This is a genomic window from Rhodopseudomonas sp. BAL398, assembly GCF_033001325.1.
Taxonomy (GTDB): domain Bacteria; phylum Pseudomonadota; class Alphaproteobacteria; order Rhizobiales; family Xanthobacteraceae; genus JARJEH01.
Map to the genome: position 1 here is coordinate 3,705,001 of NZ_CP133111.1, position 20,020 is coordinate 3,725,020.

Sequence of the window (20,020 nt, forward strand, 5' to 3'; positions counted from 1 at the left end):
AAAGGTCGAGAAGGCTCGCGCGCAACATGAGCTGGCATGCTCACTCCGCATCCGGCTGGCGGCCGGGCTCGGCCGCGGTGAAGGCCTCGATCTTCAGCGCCTCGGCCTCGATCTGGCGGATCCGCTCGAATGGCGCCAGATCGGCGTCGAACCGCCTTGCGTTGAAAACCTGCGGCACGATGCACAGATCGGCCAGCGTCGGCGCCTCGCCATAGGCGAACGGTCCCGGCGTCTGCGCCAGACGCGCCTCGATCGCGACGAAGCCGGCTTCGATCCACTCCTTCGACCAGCGCGCGCGTTCGGTCGCGTCGACGCCGAGTTCGGTCAGCCGGGCCAGCACCCGCAGATTGCCGAGCGGATGGATGTCACAACACACCGCATAGGCAATCTCGCGCACGATCGCCCGAGCCTTGACATCCTTCGGCAGCAGCGGCGGCTCGGGATGGCTCTCGTCGAGATATTCGATGATCGCCAAGGATTGCGCCAGGTTGAAATCGCCCTCGCTCCAATACGGCACCAGCCCGGCCGGATTGATCCAGCGAAAGGCTTCGAGGTTCTGCTCACCATTGCGCAGATGCACGTAGCGCTGCGCGACGACGATACCCTTGAGGTTGAGCGCGATCCGCACTCGGTACGCCGCCGAGGACCGGAAATATCCATACAGCACAGCGGCGGCGTGATCCTGGGGCGGCTTGGTCATGGCCGGCCCGGATCGAAGCGCTTCTCGATCCCGTTCCAGCAATCGGCGTAATCGGGCTGCAACGCCCCGGCTGTCGCCGCATATTCGGTGACGCGCTGCGGGTAGCGGGTCTCCAGCATGAACGCCATCGTGCCGGTGAGCTTGACCGGTTTCAGTTCGCCATTCGTGGCATGATCGAAGGCTTCGCGGTCCGGCCCATGCGGCAGCATCATATTGTGCAGCGACGCGCCGCCGGGGACGAAGCCCTGCGGCTTGGCGTCATAGGTGCCGTAGATCAGCCCCATGAATTCCGACATGATATTCATGTGATACCATGGCGGCCGGAACGTGTTTTCCGCCACCATCCAGCGTTCCGGAAAGATCACGAAATCGATATTGGCGGTTCCGGCGGTTTCCGACGGCGAGGTCAGCACGGTGAAGATCGACGGATCGGGATGATCGAAGCCGATTGCGCCGACCGGAGAGAACGTCCGCAGGTCGTATTTATATGGTGCGTAATTGCCGTGCCACGCCGCCACGTCGATCGGCGAATGCGGCAATCTGGTCATCCACAACGCGCCGCCCCATTTGACGAATAGTTCGGTCGGGCTGTCCTTGTCCTCATAGGCGGCCACCGGGGTGAGAAAGTCGCGCGCATTGGCGAGGCAATTGGCGCCGATCGGGCCGCGCTCCGGCAGCGTGAAGGCGCCGCCATAATTCTCGCACAGATAGCCGCGCGCCGGGCCGTCGATCAGTTCGACCCGGAACTTGACGCCGCGCGGGATCACCACGATCTCGCCGGGCTCCGCATCGATCACGCCGAATTCGGTGACGAAGCGCAGCCGGCCCTGTTGCGGCACGAACAGCATTTCGCCGTCGGCATTGTAGAAATGCTGATCCACCATCGAGGCGGTGATCAGATAGATATGCGCCGCCATGCCGGCCTGGGTATTGACGTCACCCGCGGTGGTCATGGTCCGCACGCTTTGCAGGAAGGTCAGCTGCTCGCTCGGCATCGGCGCGGGGTCCCAGCGCAGCTGCTCGATCGGCATGTCGTATTCCAGGCATGGGGCGGAACGCCACAGCCCGGCATCGACCTTGGTGAAGCGACCGGAATGCTTCACCGACGGGCGGATGCGATACAGCCAGGAGCGCTCATTGCTGCCGCGCGGCGCGGTGAACGGCGAGCCCGACAGCTGCTCGGCATAGAGCCCATAGGGCGCGCGCTGCGGCGAGTTGCGCCCCACCGGCAGCGCGCCGGGCAACGCTTCGGTCTCGAACGAATTGCCGAAGCCCGACATGTAGCCCGGCGTGACGCCGACGGTGCTGCGATTGATGACGTCAGGCGCGGTGTTGATGTTCATGTCATCCTCCGATCGGTTTGCGCATGATCTCGACCGAGACCCGCTTCACAATCATCCTTGCAGGGCGGCCCACATCTCCCGGTCGCGCTCGGCGGTCCAGATCACCGGATCCTCGATTCCCGACGCCTCGTCGAAGGCGCGCGAGACGTTGAACGGCAGGCAATGTTCGTAGATCGCAAAGCTGGAGAATTTCGGGTCCATCACCTCGCGGCACGCCGCCATGGTGTCCTTCAAGGAGCGGCCCTTGGCCACCGAGATTTCGGCGGCGCCATACAGCGTGGCGACGAAATCGCGCGTCATCGCGATCGCCTCGCGGGTGGTCTCCAGCCCGGTCAGCGCATCGCCGCGACCGGGCGCGATCGCCTTGGGATTGAAATCGCGGATCTCGTTCAGCGTCATCGGCCAATCCCGCAAATAGGCGTCGCCGCAATAACACGCCGAATGATATTCAATCAGGTCGCCGGAGAACATCACTTCGGCGTCCGGCACCCAGGCGACGATATCACCTGAGGTATGGCCGGCGCCGAGCTGGATCAAGCGCACCTCGCGCTTGCCGAGCCAGATCGACATCTCGCCCTCGAAGGTCAGCGTCGGCCAGGTCAGGCCTGGAATGCTCTCGGCGTCCTGGAACAGCCGCGGGAACCGGCCATATTCGGAATCCCAGTCCTGCTGGCCGCGCTCGTCGATCAGCCGATGGGTTTCCTGCGAGGCGATGATACCCTCGGCTTGATAGGCCGAGGCGCCGAGCACGCGCACGGCGTGATAATGCGACAGCACGACATATTTGATCGGCTTGTCGGTGACGGTCTTGACCTGCTCGATCACCTTGTTGGCCATCGCCGGCGTCGCCTGGGCATCGAACACGATGCAGCCGTCCTCGCCGACGATCACCGCCGAATTCGGGTCACCCTCCGCGGTGAAAGCGTAGAGATCAGTGCCGATCTCCGAGAAGGTGACTTTCTTTTCCACCATGTCGGTGGTGGATGCGAAACCCTTGGCCATTTGTTGTAATTCCTTCGACTTCAGTCGTTACCGTGAATAGAGCCCGTCATTGCGAGGAGCGAAGCGACGAAGCAATCCAGGGCCGCAGTACGCGGAGCCCCTGGATTGCTTCGCGGAGCCTGTCATCGGGCGGCGCTTGGCGCCGACCCGTTGGCTCGCAATGACGAGCGGGGTTCATTGCGGCGGCTTCGGGGCGGCGTTGACGCTCTTCTTCGCCAGCGCCAACGCCTCGCCCAGCACGCCGAGATCGCCGATGTGATTGGCCAGAACCAGCACCAAAGCGGCGTCGAGCGCGGCGCTCTGCTCGTCGCTGATGCCGCGATGCGCCTCCACGATCAGCCGATAGGCGGCGTCGGGATCGGCGAAATTGCTTTGCGTCGACAGCGCCATCATCCCTCCTCACCCTCGCCCGCTGGCGCGCGCGAGCGCCGCCTCGATCGCCTCGCTCGTCGGATGCTTAAATCGTGCGGCCACATAGCCGTCGGGCCGCAGCAGATAGGCGGCGCCGGGCGCGGCATCGTAGCGGCGCGCGAACCATCCGGTCTCGTCGCGCAGCGGCGAGTCGGGACCGATGGCCAGATGACGGACGCCTTGCGGCAGCGCCGGCGCGGCGCCATTGGCGCTTTGCAGCAGTACGAAGCCGCGGCCCGCGGCCTTGAACGCGTCGGTCAAGAAGATCGGCTCGCCGGCGGCCGAGGTCAGCGGCGCATCCAGCATGTGGGCGCCGGGGCGCGGCCCCGCCCCCCAGGCCTCAATATCGGCAGTCGACAGCGGGCTGTCATAGACCGACGGCACCGACAGCCGTCCGCCATTGACCATGCGCTTAGCGAAATCGACGTCCTTAGCCAACCCCAACACGGCGTCGCGCAGCCGGCGCTCCTGTTTCGAGTGCGGCGCGATGAAATCGGTCGAACGCGTCGAGGCGCGGATGTTCTCATTGGCGGCGAGGCCGCGCTCGATCTCGTAGCTGTCGAGCAGGCCGGCGGGCGCCTGCCCGCGCAGCACCAGATCGAGCTTCCAGCCCAGGTTCTCGGCGTCCTCAAGACCCGAATTGGCGCCGCGGGCGCCGAATGGCGAGACCTGATGCGCGGAATCGCCGGCGAAGATCACCCGCTCGTGCAGGAAGCGCTGCATTCGCCGGCACTGAAATTTATAGACCGAGATCCATTCGAAGCTGAAATCGCCATGGCCGAGCATCCGCTCGATCCGCGGCCGCACATTCTCCGGTAGTCGCTCGACCGCCGGATCGGCCTCGGGGCCGATCTGCAGATCGATCCGCCAGACATTGTCGGGCTGGCGATGCAGCAAGGCCGACTGGCCGGAATGGAACGGGGGATCGAACCAGAACCAGCGTTCGGTCGGGAATTCCGCATTCATCTTGACGTCGGCGATCAGGAACTGATCCTCGAACACCTCACCCTCGAAATCCGCGCCGACCAGGCCGCGCAGGCTGGAGCGCGCGCCGTCGCAGGCCACCACATAATCGGCGGCAAGGCGATAGGACCCTTCCGGCGTCTCGACCGTCAGCCCGGCATGGTCGTTGTGCTGATGCATCGCCGTGACCTTGTTGCGCCAGCGCAGATCGATTTGCGGCAATTGTTGCACCCGCTCGACCAGATAGGCCTCGGCGTAATATTGCTGCAGGTTGATGAAGGCCGGCATTTTGTGGCCGGTCTCCGGCAACAGATCGAACTGGTAGACCATGTCATTGCCGCGAAAGATCTTGCCGACCTGCCACACCACGCCCTTCTCGACCATGCGGTTCGCAACGCCGAGCCGGTCCCAGACCTCCAGCGCGCGCTTGGAAAAGCAGATCGCGCGCGAGCCCTCGCCGATCCGGTCGGCGTCGTCGAGCAGCACCACCTTTTGCCCGCGCTGCGCCAGATCGATCGCCAGCGACAGCCCGACCGGGCCGGCGCCGACCACGACCACCGGATGCCGCGCAGCATCGCCGCGATCCTGATCCGGATGCCGACGATAGCCGAACTGAAGCTGATGAGGCTGCGTCATCGCGGGCAAAGCGCTCGAACCCGCAATTCTGGCATCGCGCTGGTCAAGCTTCCCTCCCTCATGATAGTTTCATTTGCAACCATTTAAGCCGCGATTGCGCTTCGGCGCAACCCGACTGGGAGACTATTTTGCGCAAGCTCGACCTGTTCGCCTTTGTGCCGTTCCAGCTCAACCGGCTCGCCGCCGAGGTGAGCGCGGCGCTGGCCAGCGAATATCAAGACCGTCATGGGCTCGACATTCCGGGCTGGCGGATCATCGCCACGCTCGGCTTTCGCCAGGACGCCTGCAGCGCGCAGTTCATTGCGCAGTGTACGCGAACCCACAAATCCACTATCAGCCGCGCCGTCACCGCATTGCTGAACCGGCAATTGATCGAACGCGTCGAGAATGTCGACGATCGCCGCGAATTTCGGCTGCGGCTGACCGACAAGGGCCGCGCGCTGTATCAGCAGCTGGTGCCGCGCCTGCTGCAAAAGGAGACCGAGATCCTCTCATGCCTGTCGGCCGCCGAACGCGGCGACCTGGCCAAGGCGCTCGGCAAGATCGAACGGCACCTGCATCTGATCCAGGCCAGCCACGATGGCGAGACAACACCGGCAGCTAATTCCGGCTGAGCCCGTCTCGGCGCTGGCGCGCATCGCGTCATTGCGCAGCGCGAGCCGGGTCCGAGGCGAATGATCGCGACGGCGGCAGGTGCAGCGCGAAGGCATCGACGGCGTCGCTGGCACGCGGATAGATCTCGGCGACCAGCGGATCGTGCCCGGGAATCACCCGATCTGGATGGCCGGCCAGCCGCGCCGCGATATCCCAGCCGTCGCACATTTCGCCGAGATTGTAGATAATCGGAAACGGATTGCGGCGCTGCATATTGGCGTAGAAATGCGAGGCGTCCGAGGCCAGCACCACCGGCCCACGCGCGGTCGTGACCCGAACCACCTGCAATCCGTCGGAATGGCCGCCGACGCGGTGCAAGGTAACGCCGGACGCGACCTCGCCGTCGCCATGGTGAAAGGTGACCCGCTCGGCGAAGACGTGGCGCACCATCAAGGTGACATCCTCGACCGAGAACGGATGCCGCAGCACGCCGTTGCACATGCAGCGCCCAGTGGCGTAGCTCATCTCGCGGTCCTGCAAATGGAACCGGGCATTGGGAAAGCGGTCGAGATTGCCGGCGTGGTCATAATGCAGATGGGTGACGACGACGTTCCTGATGTCGGCGGCGTCGACACCGAACGCCGCCAGCGCGTCGACCGGATTATGAGTGAGCTTGCGGTTGCGCGTCGCCGCCTCGGCATGGGTGAAGCCGGTGTCGACCAGAATGTCGCCGCCGGCGCCGCGGATCAGCCAGACGAAATAATCGAGGTCCGAGGCCGCGGTCTCGTGCGGATCCGGATTGAGGAAATTCATCTGCGGGGTACGCGGCGACATCGTGCCATAGCGGATCGCATAGATCTCGTAATTGTCGCCCATGATCGCCCCCCTGGTTTTTGGCGATCATCGCAGGAAGCGGCGTCCAAACGCAACCGCTGACGCATCGGGTGGGCGCAGATCACCGGAGCGGAAACGAAAACGGGCGGCCGCTGGAAGCGACCGCCGCTCGAATTCAAAAGATCGATCTATCAGGACCCCAGGCTCAGTACTTGGCGATCACGGGCCCCATCGAGAAGCGATAGTTCAGGCCGACGGTGGAGATGAAGCCGGTCTCCTTGACGGTGCCAGGAACGCCACTCACCGGCAGCACATAGGTTTCCTTACCCATGTCGAAGTAATTGGTCTCGGTGCGGACAGTCCAATTGCGAGAGAGGGCGAATTCCGATCCGACGCCGATCGTCCACCCGGTGCGATCGCGCTTTGCCGACTCGCCGCAGCCAATCACGCCAAACACGTTGAACGGACCGGTGTTGCAAGTGGTCGTCAGCTTGAGATCGCCGAACGCCGCACCGCCGCGGACATAAAACAGCGACCGGTTCCAGAAGGCATAGCCGAGCTTGGCAGTCGCGGTGCCCATGTAGCTGACATTGGTTTCGCAGTTGAAAAAGATGCCAAATTGACATTGGCGCGCGCCGTGGGCGTTGGTCGCATTCAGGCTGCCTTCGATGCCGACGACCCATTTACCGAATTGGCGATCATAGCCGATCTGCCCGCCGCCGATCGCACCGGCGAAGCGGGGATCGGTCGAGCCGGCCGCGGTCTCGTATTTGGTGCGGCCATTGAGCACGCCAAAGCTGCCGCCAATAAAGAACCCAGTCCAGTCGAAGGCAGCCTGCTCGAAGATCGGAGCCTTGACCGCCTTGGTGTAGCGCGGGCCGACCGCCACAATTTCCGGCGAAAATTGGTAGCGCACGCCGCCGTTGATGCTGTAGCCGTCGACATTATCGCCGGTACGGTAGTCGCCGCGGATGTAGCCGAGCAGCCCGGTGTTGACGAGCTGGCCGGCCACGCCGACGCCGAACTGTCCATAGGTCCCGATGCTGGTCGAGGAAATGCTGCCTGCCGGCAGTCCGATCCCCGGCACCACCGTTTCACCGTCGAACGAGGAGGTCACCCCCCCTTCGAACTCATGATAGACGCTGGCGATGGCAAATGGCTGCCAAATCATGCTGCCCGAGGCGATGGTGGTGCCTCCACGCAAGCTGAAGCGGCCGAGCGTGCTCTTGATGTCGTCGATCCGCAATTGCCCCGGAAAGGTCAGGCCCTGTGTGAACGATGCCGGCAGGAACAACGTGCCGGTGACGTTGAGCGGATCGACCTTGACCCGCGAGACGACGATGCCGGCCGACGGCTCGATGAACCAGTTGTTAGCTAACGCGTGATTGTAGCCAATATTGCCGGTGAAGGACAATCCGCGCGCATCCAGCTTCTGGTCGAAGATGCCCGCGACGATCGGATCGTTGACCGAATTCTGATAGAATTCGGTGCGCACCTGGCCGTCGATGAAAAGGCCGCCTTTGGTGACGGCGAAATAGACCCCGGCAAATGGCACCTGAAGCTGATCTTGAAACGTGCCGCCGCCCGGATTGAGCGGGCCGCCCGACGAGACGTCGCGCGCCTTGGCACCGAGGTATCCGACGGTCGACCCGACATGCAGATTCCAACCATTATAGTTCAGGATCGACGTGTCGGCACCGACCTGAACGCCAGCGAAAGTCAGCTTGGTCTCATTGTCGCAATCAATCGAGCCAGGCAACGCAACTCCGGCCGCGGTTACATTCGACGTTGTGCTGGTGCTTTTTGTGGTGATCTCGCCGCCGATGCCGCGAGCCCAGACACCGCCACCTTCCTGATTCGGGGCGGGATTGACCGGCGCGCTTACAAACGCAGTCGACTGGGTCAGGAACGCTGTATTGGCGGTATTGATCGCCGAGACCAGGGAATTGACGGCACCACCGGAGGCGAAGGGCAGATAGCGTGCTCCGCCATTCGCCGCCGTGAACGCACCGGTCCCGTTGCAAGCCGCCATCGCCACCGATGACACTGAACAAGCCAGCGCAACGACGACCCCCGCCGCAATCCGCCTTCCTGCCTTGTTTGCTCCAATCGAGCGCTGGCTGGTGAAGTTCGTCATCCCAATGCCCCCAAAATTCAAAAATTCGCAACAATCCCGCTAACGCAGGCTTCCCGATATTTCTAAGGCAGGTGCTTCAAATTGGGCAAGGTGCGTAGTCGGCCGAGGCTTTCGCAACGCCGACTATTCCAAATCATGTACCATTACTGCAACACAGCACAGCAAGAAACGGATCAAAATCCCGAGGATTAGTGCCAGCGGGATTTTGGTATCAGACCGATTCCAGAACTGCGATCGATTGGATAGCACCGAATCACTTATCGATTCTGGGACAGGCAGTTGAAGAGACCGGTATTTGCGATATGCTATCCATTCGAAGGATCATTCAGCGTACGCTACTGCACGATCCGCTGAGTTTGCGTCTCGCAGCAATGGCCCCACGCGACGCTTGTTTGTATTGATATCTGTTTGTACTACCCTGTTATGATACCGCGGTCGTTGTTTTTCATCCGGTTTTCGATCCCTACGCTTGTCATTCGGCCGCTGTGTGATTTTTGTGTGATGTGGGTAGCGTGACCTGATATTCCGCCCTCTGGGTGGGTTGAATTTGCGTGACGTGGGTCACGGCTGCGCTCTTCGCTCCGGAGCAGAGTAGCGACCATTGGTTTCGGCTGTCGTCACGCCGGCGAAGCCCTCAACCTGATGGAGATGACCATGATGAATCGGCAAAAACATCTCAGCACAGCGCTGGCCATGGCCGTTCTGGCGAGCGGCCTGACCCTGACCGGACTGTCGGCAGATGCCGGCGAATTGTCCGCCCAGCAGATCAGGGACGGCTTGAAGGTCTCCAGGACCCGCAGCCTGAGCCCCTCCGACCGGCCCACGATCAGCGCGGATGACCTCGCCGCGATCAAGCGGGTCAGCGGGCAGAGCCGGTCGCTATCGGCCGCCGACCGCGACCAGATGGCCGCGATCGCCACCAAGCGGCCGAAGATCAACCTCGAGATCAATTTCGACTTCAACTCCGCGGAATTGTCGCCGAGCGCCGAGCCGCAGCTGAAAAGCCTCGGCGAGGCGCTGACCAGCAGCGACCTCAAAGGCACCACCGTCATGCTCGGCGGCCATACCGACGCCAAGGGCAGCGATGCATACAATCAGGGGCTCTCGGAACGTCGGGCCGAAGCGGTGAAGCGCTACCTGATCGACAAGTACCATATCCCGGCGACCGAGCTGGTCGCCGCCGGCTATGGCGAGCAAGGTCTGAAGAACCCGTCGAACCCGCTGGCTGCAGAAAATCGTCGCGTCGAGATCGTCAATCTGGCGGAGCGCGAACAGGCCTCTAAGTAGAGCGTTCGGGCCACGGCACCCGTTCGGGTCGCCGTGACCCCTCGCGGTCCGGGGAGATTGATCAGTCACCGAGATGCAGTTAGACTGGTTCGATATTTTGCTATTTGCCGTTGGCCCGAGCGCCAGCCACGCCTCGTTTTGCTCTTGATAGGGACCTGCCAACCGCAATGGTGGCAGGAATCGACATGATCAAGCGTTGGGCTCAAATCGCCGCGATGATCGGAGGCACCGTCCTGGCGGTGATCCTGTCATCGAGCTTGGCATTGGCGGAGCCCAAGCGCGTGGCGCTGGTGGTCGGCAATTCGACCTATGAGAGCGTTCCGCAATTGCCGAACCCGTCGCGCGATGCCCAATCGGTGGCGAAATTGTTCGAGGACGCGGGCTACAACGTCACGCTGGCGATCGACGTCGGCAATCTCGAATTCAAGCGCGCGATCCGCAAATTCGAGACCGACGCCGATGATGCGGAGATCGCGGTTCTCTATTATGCCGGACATGGCATCGAGATCGGCGGGACCAACTATCTGATCCCGGTGAATGCCCGCCTGATCAGCGATCGCGACGCCGATGACGAGGCGATCCCGCTGGAGCGGATGGTATCGTCCGCCGACGGCGCCAAGAAGCTGCGCGTGGTGATTCTGGACGCCTGCCGCGACAATCCGTTCACGGTGAAGATGCGCCGCGAACGCAAGGTCGCCAGCCGCGGGGTGCATTCGGGTCTCGGCAAGATCGAGCCGACCAGCACCGACACGCTGATCGCCTATGCGGCCAAAGCCGGCTCGACCGCCGAGGATGGCGAGGGCCAGCACAGCCCGTTCACCACCGCGATCTTGAAAAATCTGACGGTGCCCGGCCTCGATATCAGGCTGGCCTTCGGCCGGGTGCGCGATGAGGTGCTAAAATCCACCAACAACCGGCAGGAGCCGTTCGTCTACGGCTCGCTCGGCGGCGGCAATATCTCGCTGGTTCCGGCGCCGACGGTCGAGAAGCCTGTTGCTGCCGATGACGATGATAGCGGCATCAAGGCGGACTATAATCTGGTCGCCAAGATCGGATCGCGCCGGGCTTGGGAAGTCTTCCTCGGCACCTACAAGACCGGATTCTACGCCGATCTGGCGCGCGCGCAGATCGCAAGCCTCAACGATCAGGTTCCGGCACCGGCCGCCAAACAGTCCGGCGGCGTCGCCGTCGCCGCGGTCGCCCCCAACGCCATCGCGCCGGGTCGCGAGCCGACCTCGAAGGAGGCGCTGGACTGGGATCGGATCAAGGACAGCAACGATACCAAGGCGCTGCAGACATTCATCGCGCGCTATCCGAACTCGCCCTTGGCGATCACCGCCAAGCAGCGCATGGATCTGCTGGAAAAGGCGGCGCAGGAACGCGAGGCCCAGGCCCGCGCCGCGCGGGAAGCCGCCGCCAGGGCCGCCGAGGAGGCCCGTATCCAGGCTGCGCAGAAGAAAGCCGAGGCGGCCGCTGCCCGGCAGCGCGATGAGGACGAGCGCCGCGCCAAACAGGCCGAAGCCGAACAGAAGGCCAAGGCATTGGAAGCCGAACGCAAGGCCGCCGAGGCCAAGCGCAAGGCCGAGGAGGCCGAACGTAGCAAGGCCGCGGCCGAGGCTGCGGCATTGCGCGCCGCGAGCGAACGCGAAGCCAGGCAGGCCGAAGAAGAACGCCGCAAGGCCGAGTTGGCCTCGGCCCAGGAGGCCGCCTGCAAGCAGCAGCAATCGACCTTCGACGCGCTCAACGCCAAGGGCAGCGAAGGCACCGGCCTCGACGACATGAAGAATTTCGCCGACACCGTGAGCTGCGAGCGGTTGCGGCCGCAAGTGGCCGCAACGCTTGAGAAATTCCAGGCGGAAGCGGCAAAGCGCGCCGCGGCGATGCCGAACTCTCCGGAACTGGTTCGGTCGGCGCAGACCGAACTCAACCGCATCGGCTGCGACGCCGGCGGCGTCGATGGCGACCTCGGTCCGTCAACCAAGGGCGCGCTCGGCCGCTATCTCGCGGTCAAGGGCAAGTCGTCGGATGACGAAGTATCGGTGACCGAGGCGCTGGTGGCGGAATTGACCGGCCACAGCGGTCGAGTCTGTCCGCTGGAGTGCAAGTCGGGCGAGATCGCCAAGGGCGACAGTTGCGTCGCCGAGGAAAAGAAGGCGCCGGCGACCGCGTCGCGGCGCGACCGCGACGATGACGACCGCCGCGCGACCCGGAGACGGCCGAGCCGGCAGGCCGAGCGCGATCGGCCGCGGCGGCAATCGCGTCCCGAGCCGCGGGCCCGGCAGCAGGCCTATTCGCGGCCGAGCACTGGCCGGGTTGGCGGCAGCGCCATGATCGGCGTCGGTTTTTGAACTGACCGCGCATGGTGACAGCCGCCGCTTCGCCGACGCGGATTTAATCGGTGAGTCGCCGCGCTGGCGCTCCACCAAACGAAAGGTGAGATGATCGATGCCGAGCAATCCCAGCCAGATCTGGCGCGTCGTCGCAGCGGGTCTCGCGGCCGTCTTATGCCTGGCCTTGACGCCCGCTTATGCCAGCATGGACGACGCAAGCGCGGCAATCGCGTCAACGGCAGGCGAAGTTGCGACCACGCCGACGAATGCGGCAGCCACCATCATCGCAGCCGGCCGGCGGATTTCCGCCTCATCAGCCAACAGCCCCCGGGACACTTCCGCCAGCCCGGCAACCTCATCGGCCAGCCCGGTGGCGAAACGACACCGAAGCTCGGCCAGCCGACCCTATCGTCGCGTCACGGCCAGAGGCGGTGACGCCTTGTGTTATGGCTTTTGGTGCCGCCAGCGCTTCGTCCTGATGTTGGGAATCGGTTACTGACGATCTGGGTCGCAGGCTGTGGTTGCAGCACAGCGACCTACGGCTGAGGATCGGCGGAGAACGTTCGATGTTTGTGACATCGCGGCGACATCAGGCGGGATGCGATCACTCCGAATGCGATGCGCCGTCATCCCCGGCGTATCCATCATCGGCGTCGAGGTCATGCAAGCGGGTGCAGGCGGTTGACAGCAGCGCTGAGCCCGGTTTGATAATGGATATTGCATGGAAGTGGAATAAGGTCGCCGCGGCGCAAGCTTGGGATCGGCGCCCATAGCGTGGTGGACCGGCGTCGCATGAAAATCCGTATTGGCCTGCTCGTGATCTTGTCCTTGTGCGTTGCACCGATTGCCCGATCGGCGGCAGCGGACACTCTCGGCAATCGAGTGGCGCTGGTGATCGGCAACGCGAAATATCCGGACAGCGAAAAGCCGCTGAAAGAGCCGATCAATGACGCCCGCGACCTCGCCGACGAATTGAAACGCGACGGCTTCGACGTCGATCTCGGCGAAAATCTCACCATCGACGGCATGCGCCGGGCGTTTCAGCGGCTTTATACCCGCGTCAAGCCGGGCTCCGTGGCGCTGGTGTTCTTCAGCGGGTTTGGCATTCAGTCCGGCCGGCAGAGCTACATGATCCCGGTCGACGCCCAGCTTTGGACCGAGCCCGACGTCCGCCGCGACGGCTTCAGCCTCGAAACCGTGCTCGGCGAAATCAACAGCCGGGGCGCCGCCGTCAAGATCGCGCTGATCGATGCGTCGCGGCGCAATCCCTATGAGCGCCGCTTCCGCAGCTTCTCCGCCGGGCTGGCGCCGATCATTGCGCCGAGCGGAACGCTGGTAATGTATTCGGCGGCGCTGAGTTCGGTGGTCAGCGACAATGGCGGCGATCACAGCCTGTTCGTCAGCGAATTGCTCAAGGAGATCCGGGTTCCCGGCCTGACCGCGGAAGAAACCCTCAACCGCACCCGGGTCGGCGTGACCCGCGCTTCGCGCAGCGAGCAGGTGCCATGGATCTCGTCGTCGCTGGCCGATGAATTCTCCTTCGTCCCGGGCGCGCAGGTGCCGCCGGGCGGAAAAAGCGCCGTCGTCGACAGGACGCCGCCGCGCGAGGTCCCTGACGACAAGCAAGCGGCGACGCCGGCAATCGAGTCCGGCACCAAGACCGCGGCGACCAGCCCGGCCGAAAGCGCCAAACCCGAGCCACCGGCGCCGGCAGCCGAGGCTGCGAAAGTCGAGGCTCCGAAAGTCGAGCCTCCGACGGCCGATGCTGCGAAGACCGCGCCCAACGTCGAAACCGCCAAGCAAGCCGTTAAGGAGCCGGTCAAGGAGCCAGCCAAGGTTGCCACCACGGAATCGCCGAAGGATCTATCCGAGCCGGCGCCCGCGGTGACGCCGCCGCTGGAAACCACCAAGGAGACAGTCAAGGAAGCGCCCAAAGACGCAAATAAGGACGCGCGCAAGGACGATTCCGGGAGCAAGCAGACCGACGTAGCACCCGCGGCCGATGCCGCGCGCGACGATGCTGGGCGCAACGAGGCCGCAGAAAAGAAACTGGAACTGGCGCTGGCCAGCGATCCGACCGTCAAGAGTCTCACCGAAAAGATCGCCGACAATTCCGACGACGGCAATGCGCATTATCGGCGCGGCCAGGTTTACGCCAGCAAGGGCGCCTATCGGCTGGCGATCAAGGATTTCGACGAAGCAATCCGGATCAACCCGAAGGATGTCGAAGCCTATAATAATCGTTGCTGGGTGCGGACCGTCATCGATGAGCTGGCGGCGGCGCTGAAGGACTGCAACGAGGCGCTGCGGCTGCGCCCGAATTTTGTCGACGCGCTGGACAGCCGCGGCCTGCTCAACCTCAAGAACGGCCAGACCAAGAACGCCATCGCCGATTTCGACGCCGCCTTGAAAATCAATCCGCGACTGACCTCGTCGTTATATGGACGCGGCCTCGCCAAGCAGCGCCGCGGGATGACCTCGCAGGGCGACATCGACATCGCCAATGCCAAGAGCATGGACCCGAACATCGTACAGGAATTCGCCGGTTACGGCGTGCGTTGATCCGCGACAAAACGAAACTGGCGGGCGGATTGATTGAACCTTCCCGCGCCCCGGCGCGACGACTGGGCGGCAGGAATTTTCGAAGCCTGTGTGGCGCGTCATTCACGAACAGCGTCGCCAGCACAAGGGGGATGCCCATGGTCACGATGTCACTACAACGAAATCTCGCTGCGTTTCGCGCCATCCTGGCAATCGGCGCGGCGCTGTCGATGAGCGCCGGAATGGCCCTCGCCGCCGACGACGTCACCGAAAATCAGATCATCAAGGCGCTGGCGCCGAAGAAGCCGTTGACGCGGAGCCTGTCGGCCGCCACCCCCGCGCCCGATCCGGCCGAGAGCCGCTTCGTCGACACGTTGCGTAACCGCACGACACGCTCGCTGTCCGCCGGCGAGCGCGAGCAGATCGCCACGATCGCCAAGGACAAACCGAATATCGACCTGGAAATCACCTTCGACTACGACTCCGCCAAGATCAGCGCACGCGCGGAACGCGCCGTCGAGGCGCTGGGCAAGGCACTGTCCAATCCTGCCTTGAAGGGATCGACTTTCGTGGTCGCCGGGCACACCGATGCCATCGGCAGCGAGGCCTACAATCAGGACCTGTCGGAACGCCGCGCCGATACGATCAAACGGGTGCTGGTCGAGCAATATGGAATTCCAGGCGCCGATCTGGTCACCGTCGGCTATGGCGAAAGCAAGCCCAAGGATCCCGCGGCGCCGCTGGACCCTTCGAACCGAAGGGTGCAGGTGGTCAACATGGCGAGCAAGACCGCCTCAAAGTGATACCGTGTAGGCTGCTCGCATTGCCTGACGGTCGGCGTTCCGCACCCCGCGGAACGCATTTGCTCTTTTGCTCTTTCCAGAGCCTGTGTAGATTGCCACTGATTAGGTTACGGCTGTGCCGGGCTGTGTGGATTGCCAAACGCGCCACCACACCGAAATGATTATTTCAGTGTCCGTTGCATTCGAATTCGCAGGAAAACTGGACGGGTGAAGCGAACGCGGAGTCGAGACCCTGAGCGAGCATGCTCATGACTGACGCTCATGACCAAGGTGTGGATCGATCCGCAATGCAGGCCATCTTCCGTTTCATCCTCCCCACCACCGCCCAAGCAAGGGCGGCCGTGGCGACCGCCGCAATCCTCGCCGTGCTCGCGGCGACGCCCAGCCACGCCGTGGAGAAGGACGCCGCCAGCACCGAGGCCGCCGGCGTGCCGGTCACCGTCGCCAAGGCGAGCAATGCCTGTTTCTCCGACATGGTACGGGTCACCGGCTTCATCGTGCCGCGCCAGCAAGCGCTGGTCAGCGTCGATCGCGAAGGCGGCAAGGTCACCGAGATCCTGGTCCATAGCGGCGATCTCGTCACCGAGAATCAGGAACTGATCCGGCTCACGGCGCCGACCGCGACCGGCAAATCGACCGCGTTCTCGCTGCGTGCCCCGGTCGCCGGAATGATCACCAAGATCAACACCATCGTCGGCGCACCGGCGTCGCCGCAGGGCGGACCGATGGTGCAGATCGCGGTCGACAATGAGATCGAACTCGACGCCGAAGTGCCGGGGATCCATGCATTGAAGCTGAAACCGGGCGCGACCGCGCGGATCAGCCGGGACGGCGTTCCGGATCTCGCCGGCCGGGTCCGGCTGGTTTCGCCGGAGATCGACCGCAAGACCCAGCTCGGCCATGTCCGGCTCTCGCTCACCAGAACTCCGGCGCTCAAGGTCGGGATGTTCGCCCGCGCCACCATCGACGCCAGTCGCAGCTGCGGCGTGGCGATCCCGCGCTCGGCGGTCGATCACCTGACCGTTCAGGTGGTGAAGGGCAACACCGTCGAAACCAGAAAAGTCCGCGTCGGTCTGGTCTCCGACACCAGCATCGAAATTCTCGACGGCGTCAAACAGGGCGAGCTCGTGGTGGCCGACGCCGGCACCTCGCTGCATGACGGCGATCAGGTCAAGACCATGTTCGCCGATGAATTCGATCGGTCGCGGGGGCGCTGATGGCACTGAATGTCTCATCCTGGTCGATCCGGCATCCGCTGCCCTCCGTCGTCTTCTCGATCATCCTGCTGGCGCTGGGCTGGATCAGTTTCACCAAGCTGGCGGTGACGCGGCTGCCGAGCGCCGACATCCCGGTGATCTCGGTGGCGGTGGCGCAATTCGGCGCGGCGCCCGCCGAGCTTGAAGCGCAGGTCACCAAGACGATCGAGGACGGCGTCTCCGGCGTCGAAGGCGTGCGTCACATCGCCTCGTCGATCACCGACGGCTTGTCGGTGACCACGATCCAGTTCGCGCTGGAAACCAACACCGACCGGGCGCTGAACGACGTCAAGGACGCGGTCACCCGCGTCCGCGCCAATTTGCCGCAGAATGTCAACGAACCGCTGATCCAGCGCGTCGACGTGATCGGGCTGCCGATCGTCACCTATGCGGCGATCTCGCCGGGCAAGACGCCCGAGCAATTGTCCTGGTTCGTCGACGACGTGGTCAAGCGTGCGCTGCAGGGCGTGCGCGGCGTCGCGCAGGTCGAGCGCATCGGCGGCGTCGAGCGCGAGATCCTGGTCTCGCTCAATCCGGACCGGATGCAGGCCGCGGGCCTCACCGCGCTCGATGTCAGCCGTCGCCTGCGCGGCACCAATGTCGATCTCGCCGGCGGCCGCGCTGAGATCGGCAAGAACGATCAGGCGATCCGCACGCTGGCCGGCGCCAAGACCCTGAACGAACTCGCCGGCACCATGATCAGCCTGCCGGCCGGCGGCGAGGTCCGGCTCGACGATCTCGGCACCGTGACCGACACCATCGCCGATCGCCGCACCTTCGCGCGATTCAACGGCGAGCCGGTGGTGGCGCTCGGCATCAAGCGCTCCAAGGGCGCCAGCGACGTCGTCGTCGCCGCCGCGGTGCAGAAGCGGATCGACACGCTGAAGGCGGCCTATCCGGACGTCGACCTGAAACTGATCGACACCTCGGTGGATTTCACCAAAGGCAATTACGAAGCCGCTATCTCGACTCTGTTCGAGGGCGCGACGCTGGCGGTGATCGTCGTATTCCTGTTCCTGCGCGACTTCCGCGCCACCGTGATCGCCGCGATCTCGCTGCCTTTGTCGATCTTCCCGGCATTCTGGGCGATGGACATGCTGGGATTCTCACTGAATCTGGTCAGCTTCCTCGCCATCACGCTGTCGACCGGCATTCTGGTCGACGACGCCATCGTCGAGATCGAAAATATCGTCCGCCATATGCGGATGGGTAAATCGCCCTATCGCGCCGCGCTGGAAGCCGCCGACGAGATCGGCCTGGCGGTGATCGCGATCTCGCTGACCATCATCGCGATCTTCGCGCCGGCCAGCTTCATGTCCGGGATCGCCGGGCAGTTCTTCAAGCAATTCGGCATCACCGTGTCGGTGCAGGTGTTCTTCTCGCTACTGGCGGCGCGCTTCGTGACGCCGGTGCTGGCGGCCTATTTCCTCAAGGATCATCCGCACGAGGAGAAGCCGCCGGGGGCCGTGCTGCGCACCTACACCCGGCTGGTGACCTGGTCGGTGAAGCATTATTACGTCACGGTGCTGATCGGCTTTGGCATCTTTGCCGCGTCGATCTGGAGCATCACGCTGCTGCCGCAGGGCTTCCTGCCGGCGCAGGACACCGCGCGCTCGCTGCTGGCGGTGGAATTGCCGCCCGGCAGCCAGCTCGCCTTCACCGAAAAGACCACCGAGGACATCGTGGCGCGCTTGCGCAAGCGGCCCGAGGTCCGAAGCGTATTCGTCGACGGCGGCCGGGTGCCGCCCGGAATCTTCGAAGTGCGCCGCGCCGCGCTGATCATCAACTACACGCCGAAGGGCGACCGCGACATCACCCAGCGCCAGCTCGAGCTCGATATCAGCAAGGAGCTGCAGAGCATTCCGGACATCCGCTACTGGTTCCTCGACGAGAACGGGCTGCGCGCGATCTCGCTGGTGGTCACCGGCAACGACAGCAACATCGTCACCAACGTCGCCCAGGAGCTGGCGACCCAGATGAAGCGGATTCAGATCATCTCCAACGTGATCTCGGAGACCTCGCTGGACCGGCCCGAATTGCGAATCCAGCCGCGCGCCGATCTGGCCGCGCGGCTTGGCGTCTCGACCGAAAGCCTGTCCGAAACCATCCGGGTCGCCACCATCGGCGATGTCGGCCCGGCGCTGGCCAAATTCGACGCCGGCGACCGATTGGTGCCGATCCGGGTCCAGCTCGAAGATTCCGCCCGCGCCGATCTGCGCACGCTGGAGCAATTGCGGGTGCCGATCCTCGGCGGCCGCGGTGCGGTGCCGCTGTCGGTGGTCGCCGACGTCAAATTCGATCAGGGCCCGACCAGCATCAACCGCTACGACCGCGAACGCCAGGCCACGGTGGCCGCCGACCTGGTCGGCAACGCCGCGCTCGGCAACGCCACCAAACTGATCTACGACCTGCCGGTGATGAAGACGCTGCCGAAGGGCGTCAAAGTCAGCCCGTCCGGCGACGCCGAGAGCCTGAACGAATTGTCGGAAGGCTTCGCCACCGCGATCAGCGCCGGGCTGATGATGGTCTATGCGGTGCTGGTACTGTTGTTCGGCACCTTCCTGCAGCCGATCACCATCCTGTTCTCGCTGCCGCTGTCGATCGGCGGCGCGATCGGGGCACTGCTGGTGACCGGCAAGCAACTGACCACGCCGGTCTGGATCGGCATGCTGATGCTGATGGGCATCGTCACCAAGAACGCCATCATGCTGGTCGAATTCGCCGTCGAATCGATCCGCGACGGCAAGTCGCGCGAAGCGGCGATGATCGACGCCGGCCAGAAACGCGCCCGCCCGATCGTGATGACCACCATCGCGATGGTGGCCGGCATGATGCCGAGCGCGCTGGCGTTCGGCGCCGGCGGCGAATTCCGCTCGCCGATGGCGCTGGCGGTGATCGGCGGGTTGTTGTTCTCGACCATTCTTTCGCTGATCTTCGTGCCGGCGATGTTCATGATGATGGACGATGTCGGGCAATTGTCGTGGCGGTTCGGCAAGAAGCTGCTGACCACCACCAGCGCCGACGAGGACGACGCCGACCATCCCGCGCCGCCAAAGCCCCATGCACCACCGCCGCCACAGCCGCCGCTGCCTGCGCAGCCGCGTACCGAATCGACACCGCCCGCCAAGAGCCTGGCGTTCTGGCGCAGCAAATAGCGCGGGTCGTCTCTTCCGATCGTTCAAA

The 20,020-nt window shown here is 64.0% G+C and carries 14 protein-coding genes; 7 read left to right on the top strand and 7 right to left on the bottom strand.

Annotated elements, in window-relative coordinates:
- Window positions 1-40: 40 nt before the first annotated feature.
- The 5 genes from maiA to RBJ75_RS17535 all read right to left on the bottom strand — a co-directional run bounded on the left by maiA (window position 41) and on the right by RBJ75_RS17535 (window position 5,055).
- Window positions 41-700: a maleylacetoacetate isomerase gene (gene maiA, locus RBJ75_RS17515; protein ID WP_044404647.1), complete on the bottom strand. Its 660-nt coding sequence runs from the start codon at window positions 698-700 to the stop codon at window positions 41-43.
- On the bottom strand, window positions 697-2,043 hold the full coding sequence (gene hmgA, locus RBJ75_RS17520) for a homogentisate 1,2-dioxygenase (RefSeq protein WP_044404644.1): 1,347 nt from the start codon (window positions 2,041-2,043) through the stop codon (window positions 697-699). Before hmgA ends, maiA begins: the two co-directional genes overlap by 4 nt.
- A 51-nt stretch (window positions 2,044-2,094) precedes the next feature.
- Window positions 2,095-3,045, bottom strand: coding sequence for an MBL fold metallo-hydrolase (locus tag RBJ75_RS17525; RefSeq protein ID WP_044404641.1), 951 nt, complete (start codon window positions 3,043-3,045; stop codon window positions 2,095-2,097).
- A 174-nt stretch (window positions 3,046-3,219) separates the two neighbouring features.
- Window positions 3,220-3,435, bottom strand: a complete 216-nt coding sequence (locus RBJ75_RS17530; RefSeq protein ID WP_044404659.1) for a DUF2783 domain-containing protein — start codon at window positions 3,433-3,435, stop codon at window positions 3,220-3,222.
- A gap of 9 nt (window positions 3,436-3,444) precedes the next feature.
- Entirely contained in the window at window positions 3,445-5,055 is a 1,611-nt protein-coding gene (locus RBJ75_RS17535) for an FAD-dependent oxidoreductase (protein WP_044404638.1), read from the bottom strand.
- Window positions 5,056-5,183: 128 nt separating this feature from the next.
- Between RBJ75_RS17535 and RBJ75_RS17540 the strand changes: the two genes are divergently transcribed.
- Window positions 5,184-5,669, top strand: a complete 486-nt coding sequence (locus RBJ75_RS17540) for a MarR family winged helix-turn-helix transcriptional regulator (protein WP_044404635.1) — start codon at window positions 5,184-5,186, stop codon at window positions 5,667-5,669.
- A 28-nt stretch (window positions 5,670-5,697) separates the two neighbouring features.
- Here the strand turns inward: RBJ75_RS17540 and RBJ75_RS17545 are convergent, their stop codons facing one another.
- Window positions 5,698-6,525, bottom strand: coding sequence for an N-acyl homoserine lactonase family protein (locus RBJ75_RS17545; protein WP_044404633.1), 828 nt, complete (start codon window positions 6,523-6,525; stop codon window positions 5,698-5,700).
- A 163-nt stretch (window positions 6,526-6,688) separates the two neighbouring features.
- A complete protein-coding gene (locus tag RBJ75_RS17550; RefSeq protein WP_044404630.1) occupies window positions 6,689-8,620 on the bottom strand; it encodes an autotransporter domain-containing protein in 1,932 nt (643 codons plus the stop codon).
- A 654-nt stretch (window positions 8,621-9,274) separates the two neighbouring features.
- On the opposite strand from RBJ75_RS17550, the gene RBJ75_RS17555 reads away from it, so the two are divergent.
- The 6 genes from RBJ75_RS17555 to RBJ75_RS17580 all read left to right on the top strand — a co-directional run bounded on the left by RBJ75_RS17555 (window position 9,275) and on the right by RBJ75_RS17580 (window position 19,992).
- Window positions 9,275-9,907 carry an OmpA family protein gene (locus RBJ75_RS17555; RefSeq protein ID WP_052628772.1) on the top strand — a complete coding sequence of 211 codons (633 nt, stop codon included), beginning with the start codon at window positions 9,275-9,277 and terminating at the stop codon, window positions 9,905-9,907.
- A gap of 185 nt (window positions 9,908-10,092) precedes the next feature.
- A complete protein-coding gene (locus tag RBJ75_RS17560; RefSeq protein WP_044404653.1) occupies window positions 10,093-12,255 on the top strand; it encodes a caspase domain-containing protein in 2,163 nt (720 codons plus the stop codon).
- A gap of 774 nt (window positions 12,256-13,029) precedes the next feature.
- Complete coding sequence (locus RBJ75_RS17565) at window positions 13,030-14,799, top strand: caspase family protein (RefSeq protein ID WP_276156853.1); 1,770 nt, start codon at window positions 13,030-13,032, stop codon at window positions 14,797-14,799.
- 137 nt (window positions 14,800-14,936) lie between these two features.
- The gene (locus tag RBJ75_RS17570) at window positions 14,937-15,581 is read left to right on the top strand and encodes an OmpA family protein (RefSeq protein ID WP_044413876.1); all 645 of its coding nucleotides are present in this window, start codon (window positions 14,937-14,939) and stop codon (window positions 15,579-15,581) included.
- A 287-nt stretch (window positions 15,582-15,868) separates the two neighbouring features.
- A complete protein-coding gene (locus tag RBJ75_RS17575; RefSeq protein WP_044413878.1) occupies window positions 15,869-16,798 on the top strand; it encodes an efflux RND transporter periplasmic adaptor subunit in 930 nt (309 codons plus the stop codon).
- Window positions 16,798-19,992, top strand: a complete 3,195-nt coding sequence (locus RBJ75_RS17580) for an efflux RND transporter permease subunit (protein ID WP_276156852.1) — start codon at window positions 16,798-16,800, stop codon at window positions 19,990-19,992. Before RBJ75_RS17575 ends, RBJ75_RS17580 begins: the two co-directional genes overlap by 1 nt.
- The last annotated feature ends 28 nt before the right edge of the window (window positions 19,993-20,020 follow it).